The 11064-nt window shown below is 71.8% G+C and carries 8 protein-coding genes and 1 pseudogene; 3 read left to right on the top strand and 6 right to left on the bottom strand.

The window, feature by feature from the left end; genetic code table 11:
- Nucleotides 1-66: 66 nt before the first annotated feature.
- Complete coding sequence (gene rfbB / locus QL985_RS07250) at nucleotides 67-1065, top strand: dTDP-glucose 4,6-dehydratase (protein WP_121566458.1); 999 nt, start codon at nucleotides 67-69, stop codon at nucleotides 1063-1065.
- 17 nt (nucleotides 1066-1082) lie between these two features.
- Nucleotides 1083-2501 carry a dTDP-4-dehydrorhamnose reductase gene (gene rfbD / locus QL985_RS07245; RefSeq protein WP_290147696.1) on the top strand — a complete coding sequence of 473 codons (1419 nt, stop codon included), beginning with the start codon at nucleotides 1083-1085 and terminating at the stop codon, nucleotides 2499-2501.
- 77 nt (nucleotides 2502-2578) lie between these two features.
- Here rfbD and QL985_RS07240 read toward each other — a convergent pair whose 3' ends face one another.
- Together QL985_RS07240 and QL985_RS07235 are read right to left on the bottom strand one after the other, a co-directional pair.
- Nucleotides 2579-3007, bottom strand: coding sequence for a hypothetical protein (locus QL985_RS07240; protein ID WP_070636260.1), 429 nt, complete (start codon nucleotides 3005-3007; stop codon nucleotides 2579-2581).
- A 104-nt stretch (nucleotides 3008-3111) separates the two neighbouring features.
- Nucleotides 3112-3924 (bottom strand): purine-nucleoside phosphorylase, encoded by an 813-nt coding sequence (locus tag QL985_RS07235; protein WP_290147695.1) that lies wholly within the window; start codon nucleotides 3922-3924, stop codon nucleotides 3112-3114.
- A gap of 75 nt (nucleotides 3925-3999) precedes the next feature.
- Between QL985_RS07235 and QL985_RS07230 the strand changes: the two genes are divergently transcribed.
- Nucleotides 4000-5424, top strand: coding sequence for an NAD(P)H-quinone dehydrogenase (locus QL985_RS07230; protein ID WP_070636431.1), 1425 nt, complete (start codon nucleotides 4000-4002; stop codon nucleotides 5422-5424).
- A gap of 88 nt (nucleotides 5425-5512) precedes the next feature.
- Here QL985_RS07230 and QL985_RS07225 read toward each other — a convergent pair whose 3' ends face one another.
- The 4 genes and pseudogenes from QL985_RS07225 to QL985_RS07210 all read right to left on the bottom strand — a co-directional run.
- Entirely contained in the window at nucleotides 5513-6925 is a 1413-nt protein-coding gene (locus QL985_RS07225; RefSeq protein WP_121566456.1) for an MFS transporter, read from the bottom strand.
- A gap of 264 nt (nucleotides 6926-7189) precedes the next feature.
- The gene (locus QL985_RS07220; protein ID WP_070636264.1) at nucleotides 7190-9001 is read right to left on the bottom strand and encodes a biotin carboxylase N-terminal domain-containing protein; all 1812 of its coding nucleotides are present in this window, start codon (nucleotides 8999-9001) and stop codon (nucleotides 7190-7192) included.
- A 122-nt stretch (nucleotides 9002-9123) separates the two neighbouring features.
- On the bottom strand, nucleotides 9124-9744 hold the full coding sequence (locus QL985_RS07215; protein ID WP_121566455.1) for a Maf family protein: 621 nt from the start codon (nucleotides 9742-9744) through the stop codon (nucleotides 9124-9126).
- A gap of 9 nt (nucleotides 9745-9753) precedes the next feature.
- Nucleotides 9754-11064 (bottom strand): annotated as a pseudogene (locus QL985_RS07210) (hypothetical protein); the annotation flags it as partial.

Raw genomic sequence — 11064 nt, 5'->3', positions numbered from 1 at the left:
GGACCTCGGCCCCGCGACCCATCGGCTGCGCGCGTCCTCCGTTCGGGGCTCCTAGGATGAACAGTCATGGGACATCTGCTCGTGACCGGCGGCGCCGGATTCATCGGTGCCAACTTCGTGCACCACGTGCTGGCGCACACGGAGCACTCCGTCACGGTGCTGGACAAGCTCAGCTACGCGGGCAACCGCGAGAACCTGGCGGTCGCTGACCCGGCCCGCTGCGACCTGGTGGTGGGGGACGTCGCGGACGCCGGCGTCGTCGACGACCTGGTGGGCGCGGCGGACGCCGTGGTGCACCTCGCCGCCGAGTCCCACAACGACAACTCCCTGCGGGACCCTTGGCCGTTCGTGCAGACCAACGTGGTGGGGACCTACACCCTGCTGGAGGCCGCCCGGCGGCACGGGACGCGGTTCCACCACGTGTCCACGGACGAGGTGTTCGGGGACCTGGCGCTGGACGACCCGCAGCGCTTCACCGAGGAGACTGCGTACCGGCCGTCGAGCCCGTACTCGGCCACCAAGGCGGCATCGGACCACCTGGTGCGCGCGTGGGCGCGTTCGTTCGGGGTGGAGGTCACGCTGTCCAACTGCTCCAACAACTACGGCCCGTACCAGCACGTGGAGAAGTTCATCCCGCGCCAGATCACCAACGTGCTCACCGGGCAGCGGCCCAAGCTGTACGGCGCGGGGGAGAACGTGCGGGACTGGATCCACGTGGCGGACCACTCCGCCGCGGTGCTGCGCATCCTCGAGTCCGGAACTCCCGGCCGCACGTACCTGGTCGGCGCGGACGGCGAACGGGACAACCTCACGGTGCTGCGGGAGATCCTGCGGCTCATGGGAGAGCCCGAGGACGCGTTCGAGCACGTGACGGACCGCGCCGGGCACGACCGCCGCTACGCGATCGACGGCTCCCGCACCCGCGAGGAACTGGGCTGGAAACCCTGCTACACCAACTTCTCGGAGGGCCTCGCGGACACCATTGCGTGGTACACCGAGCACCGCGAGTGGTGGGAACCCGCGAAGTCCGCCACCGAAGCCGCCTACCGGAAGGCCGGACAGTGAACGCCCAGGACCTCACCGTGCACACCACCGCCATCGACGGGCTGCTGCTCGTGGAGCTGCCCGTCCACGGGGACAACCGCGGCTGGTTCAAGGAGAACTGGCAGCGCGCCAAGGCCGTGGCCGCGGGCCTGCCGGACGCCTCGTTCGTGCAGCACAACATCTCCTTCAACGGCTCCCGCGGCACCACGCGCGGGATCCACGCCGAGCCGTGGGACAAGTACGTCTCGGTGGCCACCGGGCGGATCTTCGGCGCGTGGGTGGACCTGCGCCAAGGGCCGGGCTTCGGCACCGTGGTCACGCACGAGGTCACCTCGGGCACCGCGGTGTTCGTCCCGCGCGGCGTGGGCAACGCGTTCCAGACGCTCGAGGAGGCGACCGCCTACACCTACCTGGTCACGGACCACTGGCGCGCGGACGCCACCGCCGAGTACTCGTTCGTGAACCTCGGTGACCCGCGGCTGGGCATCGAGTGGCCCGTGCCGCTCGCGCAGGCTGAGCTCTCGGACAAGGACCGCGCGCACCCCGCGCTGGACGACGTCGCCCCGCTGGCTCCCGCGCCCGTCCTCGTGCTGGGAGCCCGCGGCCAGGTGGGTGCCGCCCTCACCGAGCTGCTGACCGCGAGCGAGCTGCCGTTCACGTCGTGGACGCGCTCGGAGCTGGACCTCGCGGACCCGGCCTCCTGGCCCGCGGAGATCAGCTCTGGGGACGCCCTGCGCCGGTACCGCGCCGTGGTCAACGCGGCCGCCTTCACGGCAGTGGACGCGGCCGAGAGCACCGAGGGCAGGGCGGCCGCCTGGGCGGTCAACGCCACGGGTGTGGGAGCACTCGCCGCGGCGTGCGCCCGGGCCGGCACCACCCTGGTGCACTTCTCCACGGACTACGTGTTCGACGGCGCCCTGCCTCTGGGCTCGGCGTACGCCCCGGAGGATCCCGTGGCGCCGCTGTCCGTGTACGGGCAGTCGAAGGCCGCGGGGGAGACCGCCGTCCGCGCCTGCCCGCGGCACTACGTGATCCGCACCAGCTGGGTGATCGGGCAGGGGAAGAACTTCGTGGCCACCATGGCGGACCTGGCGCGCCGCGGGGTGGACCCGGCGGTGGTCGCGGACCAGCACGGTCGACTGACCGCGGCGGCCGATCTGGCGGAGGGTGCCCTGCACCTGGTGGACAGCGGCGCCGCGCCTGGCACCTACCACCTCACCGGCTCCGGTGAACCGTGCACCTGGGCGGAGATCGCCCGCTGGGTGTTCGAGGAACTGGGGGCGGACCCGGAACGGGTGCGGCCGGTCGGGACGGCCGAGTACACGGCGGGGAAAGTGGGCATCGCACCCCGACCGACCAACAGCTGCCTGGACGCCACCAGCCTGGAGGCCACGGGGTTCTCCCCCCGGGACAGCCGGGCCGTGGTGCGGTCGGTTCTCTCCACCACCCACGACTGACCGCACGGTGACGGACACGAGAGAGCCCCGCTGCCTCACGAGGAGGCGGCGGGGCTCTCTGCGGTACTGGGCCGGAGTCAGACGGCGCGGTCCTGCTTCTGCTCGCCGGAACCCACGGCGCGCTGCGCCATCTCGGACGCGTTGCGCGGCAGGTCCAGGGTGACCTCGGTGCCACCCGTGGAGTGCTTGGCGGTGGCACCGCTCAGGAACAGGGTGGGGACCATGAGCGCCAGGCCGTAGGCCAGGATGCCCACCATGAAGAGCCACCAGCTGTCCGGGTAGGTGCTGAACAGCCACAGGCTCACGAGGATGGTGACCATGCCGCCGCCGAAGAGGATCGCGTTCTTCACGATCTCGCCCTCGCCCGAGTACTGCGGTGCGCGGCGGCCGTGGCGCTCGGTGGTGGTGCGGGTGGCGTGAGCGTCCGCGGCGTGGCTGCCGTCCTCCGTGGTGCGCCCGGTGTGCGGACGGTGCGCGTTGGACTCGGCTTCCGATCTTCTGACCATGAGTTCACCCTTTCAGACCGCCGTGGCGGGCCCAGTACTGTCGTGCAGCCAGTCTAGTGCCTGGCACCCGGACTTGCTGACATTCCGTCGCCGGATGCGGTGGCTCAGAGCCTGCCGGCGATGTCCGCGAGCAGCCGGGAGATGCGGGGCCCGGCGGCGCGGCCCGCCTCCAGGACCTCCTCGTGGGACAGCGCCTCCGGGCTGATGCCGGCGGCCGCGTTGGTCACCAGGGACATCCCCAGGATCTCGAGGCCCGCGTGGCGTGCCGCGATGGCCTCCAGCGCGGTGGACATGCCCACGAGGTCCGCGCCGAGCACCTTGGCCATCTGCACCTCTGCCGGAGTCTCGTAGTGCGGGCCGGGGAACTGGGCGTAGACCCCCTCGTCCAGGGAGGGGTCCACCGCGCGGGCGATGTCCCGCAGCCGCTGGGAGTAGAGGTCCGTGAGGTCCACGAAGGTGGCTCCCTCCAGCGGGGAGCGCGCGGTGAGGTTGATGTGGTCGCGGATCAGGACCGGGGTTCCGGGAGCCCAGTCAGGGTTGAGTCCGCCGCAGCCGTTGGTGAGGATCATGATCTCGCTGCCCGCGGCCGCCGCGGTCCGAACACCGTGGGACACGGCGCGCACGCCCTTGCCCTCGTAGAAGTGGGTGCGGGCGCCGATCACCAGGGCGTGGGAGCCGTCCGCCAGGCGGATCGAGCGCAGCGTGCCGCCGTGGCCCTCGAGCGCGGGCTTGGAGAAGCCGGGGATCTCGTGTGCGGGGACCTCGGACACGGTCTCCCCGAGCAGGTCCGCCGCTCCACCCCACCCGGAGCCGAGGGTCAGGGCGATCTTGTACCGGTCCACGCCGGTGCGTTCCCGCAGGGCGTCGGCGGCCTGCTGGGCGAGCTCGAAGGGTTCCTGGGCCGTGGTGTCAGTCATGCCACCATCCTAGGCACGCACGGCGGCCGCGTCAGCGTGTGGGCGCGCCCCGGTAGGCTGGGGCGCATGGCTGACATGACTGTGCAGAGGGAATTCGCGGACCAGAAGCTCGTGATCATCGGCGGCGGCCCCGGTGGCTACGAGGCCGCCCTCGTGGCGGCGTCGCTCGGGGCGGACGTCACCGTGGTGGAGGAGCAGGGCATGGGCGGCTCCGCCGTGCTCACGGACGTGGTGCCGTCCAAGACGCTCATCGCGTCCGCGGACACCATGAACCGTTTCGCCTCGGCCCGTGACCTGGGTGTGCACGTGGGCGACGACCTCGACGCCACGGAGGAGCTCAACAACCTGCGCGTGGACCTGGACAAGGTCAACGTGCGCCTGCTGCGCCTCGCGGCCACGCAGTCCCGGGACATCAAGCGCGGCCTGGAGCGCGTGGGTGTGCGGGTGGTGGTCGGCCGCGGGAAGATCGTGGACCGCTACACCGTGGTGGTGGACCCCAGCGACGACGAGCCCTACGAGCTGAAGGCGGACGTGGTGCTCGTGTCCGTGGGCGCCCACCCGCGCGAGCTGGACACCGCCAAGCCGGACGGTGAGCGGATCTTCAACTGGAAGCAGATCTACCAGCTCACCGAGATCCCGGAGAAGCTGATCGTGGTGGGCTCCGGTGTGACCGGTGCGGAGTTCGCCTCCGCCTACAACGGTCTGGGCTCCGAGGTCACCCTGGTCTCCTCCCGTGAGCAGGTGCTGCCCGGCTCGGACAAGGACGCCGCCCAGGTGCTCGAGAACGTGTTCGAGCGCCGCGGTCTGCGCGTGCTCTCCCGCTCCCGCGCGGACGCCGTGGAGAACACCGGCGACGGCGTGCGGGTCACCCTCTCGGACGGCCGCAAGATCCGCGGCACGCACTGCCTGCTGGCCGTGGGCTCCATTCCCAACACCGCGGACATGGGTCTCGAGGAGGCAGGGGTGGCCATGACCGAGTCCGGCCACATCCGCGTGGACACGGTCTCCCGCACCACCGCCCCCGGCATCTACGCCGCGGGCGACTGCACGGGCGTCATGCCGCTCGCCTCCGTGGCCGCCATGCAGGGCCGCATCGCCGTCGCGCACATCCTGGGTGACACCGTTCACCCGCTGCGTACGGACGAGGTGGCCTCCAACATCTTCACGTCCCCGGAGATCGCGTCCGTGGGCATCACCCAGCAGGACGTGGAGGCGGATCCCGCCATGTTCACCGGAATGACCATGAACCTGGCCACCAACCCGCGCGCCAAGATGATGGCCGTGGACGACGGCTTCGTGAAGATCTTCGCGCGCCGCGGCAGCGGCACCGTGATGGGCGGCGTGGTGGTGGGCCCGCGCGCCTCGGAGCTGATCTTCCCGATCGCGCTCGCGGTCACCCACCGCCTGGGCGTGGACGACCTCTCGGACACCTTCGCGGTCTACCCGTCCCTGTCCGGGACCATTGCGGAGGCCGCGCGCCGCCTGCACGTCCACCGCTGACCCGGCTCCCGGGGGCGGTACGACGACGCCGCGGTGACCCTTCCTGCGAAGGTCACCGCGGCGTCGTCGTGCGCGGGGCGGGGGAGGGCTACTCCACGACCACCCGGGCGGCACCCACGGTGTTCATGTCCACGTGGCGGGTCTCGGGGGAGAACCACAGGGCCACCAGCGTGATGAGCGCCGCGAGGGACAGGTACAGGCCCACCGAGCCCACTCCGTAGTTGGCGTTGAGCATCACGGCGATGTACGGCGTGATGGCCGCGCCCAGGATCGAGGCCACGTTGTACGCGATCCCGGAGCCGGTGTAGCGCACGTTGGTGGGGAACAGCTCGGGCAGGATCGCGGACATCGAGCCGAACGTGAGGCCCATCAGGGTCATGCCCACGGTCAGGAAGAACAGCACGCGCGGCAGGGAGGCCTCGGCACCCGTGCCCACGAGGGACGGGGCCATGACGATCCCGAACGTGAGCCCGAAGACCAGGATCAGGGACGTGATCACCAGCTGGGACGAGCGGCGTCCGAAGCGGTCCGCGAGCCAGCCGGAGACGGGGACCATGGCCGCGAACAGCAGCACGGAGAGCAGCTGCAGCACCAGGAACGTGCGGTAGGGGATGCCCAGACCACCGGCGGCGGGCTTGCCGATGCCGTAGGAGAGGATCCACGCGGTCATCAGGTAGAACAGCACGTAGGTGGCCAGCATGATGAACGTGCCCTGGACGATCTGCACCCACGAGGTCTTGAACACCTCCAGCACGGGGGCGGTGACCTTCTGCCCCTGCTTCTCCGCGTGCTTGAACACGGGGGTCTCCTCGAGCTTCACGCGCACCCACAGGCCCAGCAGCACCATGACCACCGAGGCCAGGAACGGGATGCGCCAGCCCCACACCAGGAATGCGTGGCTGGTGCTCGGGTCCTCACCGGCGGTGCCGAACTGCATGAGCACCGTGAGCAGCAGGAAGAAGCCGTTGGCCAGGATGAATCCGAACGGCGCACCCAGCTGGGGCCACATGGCGGCGCGGGCCCGCTTGCCCTCCTCGGCGTACTCGGTGGCCAGCAGCGAGGCGCCGGACCACTCGCCACCCAGGCCCACGCCCTGGCAGAAGCGCAGGATGGTGAGGATCAGGGGCGCCCAGATGCCGATCTGGTAGTACGTGGGCAGCACGCCGATCAGGAACGTGGCGATGCCCATGGTCAGCAGGGCGCCGATCAGGGTGGCCTTGCGGCCGATCCGGTCCCCGAAGTGCCCGAAGATCACGGAGCCGATGGGTCGGCCGAAGAACGCCGCGGCGAACGTGGCCATCGAGGCCAGCAGCTTGGCGGTGTCGTCGTTGCCCGTGAAGAACAGGGCGGGGAACACGGCCACGGCGGCCGTGGCGTACACGTAGAAGTCGTAGAACTCGATCGTGGTTCCCACCAGGGAGGCCAGGATCACGCGGCCGCGCGGCACCCTCTGGTTCAGGGACGGCGAGCCGGGGCCCGCGGGGGAAGCGGTCGTGGACATGGAGCTCCTCATCGGCAGTCGGTTCGAAGAATGACTACAAGATAGGGGCGCGGATACCACATGGTGAATTCAGGTGTCCATCATGTGAGACATCCCGTTGACGTCCTGCGGGTGGCCGTTCCGGGGGCCTCGACCGGTACCCCGCACGAGATTCCGGTCGTCGGGGGTCCGGCGCAACGCACGAGGCCCCGGTCCGCAAGGAAACGGCGCAACGCACGAGGCCCCGGTCCGCGGGGGACCGGGGCCTCGTGAGGGCGAGGGGACTCAGGACTCGATGGTGGCCAGCACGGTGCCCGCAGAGACCGTGTCCCCCTCGGAGACCTCCAGGTCCTTGAGCACACCGGCCTTGTGGGCCGTCAGCGGCTGCTCCATCTTCATGGCCTCGAGCACCACGATCAGGTCGCCCTCGGCCACCTCGTCCCCGTTGGACGCGGCGATCTTCACGATCGTGCCCTGCATGGGGGAGGTCAGGGCGTCGCCGGAGGCGCCTCGTGCGGCCGTGCCGCCGCGGGCGCCGCGCTGCTTGCGGGGCTTGGCCTGGGCGGGCGCCGCGGAGCGGGCGGTGCCGGGCAGCTGCGGCATGGTGACCTCCAGCCGCTTGCCGCCGACCTCCACCACCACGGTCTGCCGCTCGGGCTCGTCCGCGGCGGGCTCGGGGGACGCGGCGAACGGCTCGATGCTGTTGTCGAACTCCGTCTCGATCCACCGGGTGTGCACCGTGAAGGGGGTCCCCTCCGGGGTGGCGAAGGCGGGATCGGAGACTACTGCGCGGTGGAACGGGACCACGGTGGGCATGCCCTCGACGGTCATCTCCTGCAGGGCACGGCGGGAACGCTCGAGCGCCTGCGTACGGGTGGCTCCGGTGACGACGAGCTTGGCCAGCATGGAGTCAAAGTTCCCGCCCACGGTCTCGCCGGCCTCCACACCGGAGTCCACGCGGACGCCCGGTCCGGAGGGGACCGTGAACGTGGTCAGGGTGCCGGGGGAGGGCATGAAGTTGCGCCCGGCGTCCTCGCCGTTGATGCGGAACTCGATGCTGTGCCCGCGCACCTCGGGGTCCTCGTAGCCCAGGGCCTCGCCGCGGGCGATCCGGAACTGCTCGCGCACCAGGTCCAGGCCCGAGACCTCCTCGGAGACGGGGTGCTCCACCTGCAGGCGCGTGTTGACCTCCAGGAAGGAGATGGTGCCGTCCTGACCCACCAGGAACTCGCACGTCCCGGCGCCCTGGTAGTTGGCCTCGCGAAGGATCGCCTTGGAGGACTCGTAGAGCCGCCGGTTCTGTTCCTCGCTCAGGAACGGCGCGGGGGCCTCCTCCACGAGCTTCTGGTTGCGGCGCTGCAGCGAGCAGTCCCGCGTGGAGACGACGACCACGGTGCCGTACTGGTCCGCGAGGCACTGGGTCTCCACGTGGCGGGGAGCGTCCAGGAAGCGCTCCACGAAGCACTCGCCGCGGCCGAACGCGGCGGTGGCCTCACGCACCGCGGACTCGTAGAGCTCGGGGATGGCGTCCCGCTCGCGGACCACCTTGATGCCGCGACCGCCGCCGCCGAAGGCCGCCTTGATCGCGATGGGCAGACCGTGCTGGTCCGCGAAGTCCAGAACCTCCTGGGCGGAGGAGACGGGGTCCGCGGTGCCGGGCACCTGGGGCGCGTTCACCTTCTCGGCGATGTGCCGGGCCGCGACCTTGTCACCCAGCTGGGCGATCGCGGCGGGCGGCGGGCCGATCCACGTGAGGCCGGCGTCGATCACGGCGGCGGCGAACTCCGCGTTCTCGGAGAGGAAGCCGTAGCCCGGGTGGACGGCGTCGGCACCCGAGCGCCGTGCGGCGTCGAGCACCTTGTCGATCCGCAGGTAGGAGTCCGCGGCGGTGGTGCCGCCCAGGGAGTAGGCCTCGTCCGCCATGCGCACGTGCAATGCGTCCCGGTCCGGGTCCGCGTACACGGCCACCGAGGTGATGCCCTCGTCACGGGCGGCACGGATCACGCGCACCGCGATCTCCCCCCGGTTGGCCACGAGGACCTTGGTGAGGGGGCGGGTGCCGGTGGCGGCCTCTTGCTGCCGCGAGGTGGTTGTCACGTGTGAACTCCTTGTCGACTCTCTGCCGAAAGATTAGTGCCCGTCCCGGGGGATCGCCTAAGTGTGGCGGCAACCCGTCACGCCAGCTGTGGAACCCCTACAAATCCGTGCGGTCCGCTTCGTCACGCCGCTGACCACCAGGAGGTGGCCGACACCCCCACCGCGCGCAGCAGTTCCCGCAGCGTGGACAGGCTCAGCCCGATCACGGCGTTGGGGTCTCCCGTGACGCGCTCCACGAACACCGACCCGCGCCCGTCCAGGGTGAAGGACCCGGCCACCTGCAGGGGTTCCCCCGTGGCCACGTAGTCACGGATCTCCTGGGCGCTCATGTGGGCGAACTGGACGTCCGCGGAGGCGGTGGCACCCTCCCCGAGGGCGGGATCGCGCCGCGTGTCCACGAGCCAGTGCCCGGTGTGCAGGGTCCCGGTGCGACCGCTCATCCCCGCGATCCGCTCCACCGCCACCTCGGGGGTGTACGGCTTGCCGTAGCTCTGCCCGTCCAGCTCGAACACGGAGTCGCACCCCAGCACGAGCGCGCCAGCCGAGCCCGGCAACTGGGCCACGGCCTCGGCCTTGGCGCGGGCCAGGCGCAGCGCGGTGTCCCGGGGGCTCAGCGGCCCCTCGGCGGCCACGAGGGCGTCCTCGTCCACGTGGGAGACCACGGTTTCGAACGGGATGCCGGCCTTGCTCAGCAGCCCGGCGCGGGCGGGGGACTGGGACGCGAGGATGAGTGAAGGTTCCACGGGCCCACTCTACGGCGCGGCGGGCAGCGCGTTCCGGGCAGGGTACGGCTCGGGGCACGGGACAGCGGTGGCCACCGAGGATCTGGTGGGTCCCTCGGCCCCGGCAGCATGCCCGTGCCCGGGGACGCCGGCCGTGACGGCGGCCGTCGAGGAAGGCGACTCTTCCGGCCCAGGGACCTCCCGCAGCACCCCCAGGGAGAGCAGCTCGCCCACGCACTCGCGTGTCAGCCGCGCGGACTCGGGGTGCGGACCGCACGCGGCGTCCAGCATCTCGCGCAGCGAGTCCGCGGCCTGCGGGCCGTGCTCGCGGCACACGTGCCACACCACCGGGGCGATCCCGGCGAGCACCACCAGGTGTTCGGGCAGCAGCACCAGCAGCTGGGAGGGGTCCTCGGGGTTCTCGAGGGCCTCGACCCACGGCCCGAGGGCCACCGGGGGCGTCTCGGCGGGGTGCGCGTCCGCATGCGCGCCGCCCGCTCGCTCGCCCGGCACCACGTGGCCGCCGCCCGGGGCGCGGGACGCCTGCTCGCGGGCGGCTGCCTGGGCACGGGGAGCGGGTGACGACGCCGCCCGCTCGCCGTGCGCCGTCGGCTCCCCGCGGGGCGACCCGGCGGCGGAGTCCGGTGTCGCGGCGGGGTCGTGCGGCCCGGGACGCGCAGGGGCGGCCGGGTCCGGGGCCCACGCCCGCAGCGGACGCGGCCGCTCGGTGGGAACGGCGGGAACGGTGGCGAGGCGGTGGACGTGCGCGGCGACGTCGTCGATCTCGCGATAGCGCACGGCGCGGACCCCGCCGCACGCGTCGATCGCGCGCACGAGCGTGCGCAGGGGGCGGGGCAGCGCGGGCAGAGCCGAGATGTTGGGCACCAGGGTGGCCAGCGCGGTCACCAGGGGCAGGGGGTCCGTGACGTGCGGGTGCTCCTGCGCGGGGTCGCGTTCGAGCAGCAGCAGCGCTCGCAGCGCTGCCGGTCCGCGCAGGGGGTGCAGGCCGAGATCGTCGGGAGAGACCTGCTCCTTGGGCTCGCCGGGGCCGCGCACCACCGACAGCGGCTTGGGGTACGGCGCGATGCCGAGGTCCGCGGGGTCCACGCACACGGTCTCGTCGCTCACGTAGCCCAGGTCACGACCCAGCCTGCGCGCCGCCGTGGTCTTGCCGGTTCCCGACGCCGCCACGAGCACCGCCGTGCCGCCCGTCACCGGGTCCGCCAGACCCGCCGCGTGGAACATCAGGGAACGGCCCCGGTGGCGCTCGATGCCCGCGAGCGTCACGGCGGTGGTGAGGGACTCCATGGCGACGGCGGGGTCCGCGCACCCGGCGGGCGC

The organism is Kocuria sp. APC 4018, assembly GCF_030407675.1.
GTDB classification, from domain to species: Bacteria; Actinomycetota; Actinomycetes; order Actinomycetales; family Micrococcaceae; genus Kocuria; species Kocuria rhizophila.
This window is presented reverse-complemented; position numbering and strand designations above follow the sequence as displayed.

Coding starts and splice junctions, on each gene's coding strand:
- rfbB (WP_121566458.1), top strand. CDS start 67: ATGGGACATCTGCTCGTGACCGGCGGCGCCGGATTCATCGGTGCCAAC.
- QL985_RS07240 (WP_070636260.1), bottom strand. CDS start 3,007: ATGGTCAGAAGATCGGAAGCCGAGTCCAACGCGCACCGTCCGCACACC.
- QL985_RS07235 (WP_290147695.1), bottom strand. CDS start 3,924: ATGACTGACACCACGGCCCAGGAACCCTTCGAGCTCGCCCAGCAGGCC.
- QL985_RS07230 (WP_070636431.1), top strand. CDS start 4,000: ATGACTGTGCAGAGGGAATTCGCGGACCAGAAGCTCGTGATCATCGGC.
- QL985_RS07225 (WP_121566456.1), bottom strand. CDS start 6,925: ATGTCCACGACCGCTTCCCCCGCGGGCCCCGGCTCGCCGTCCCTGAAC.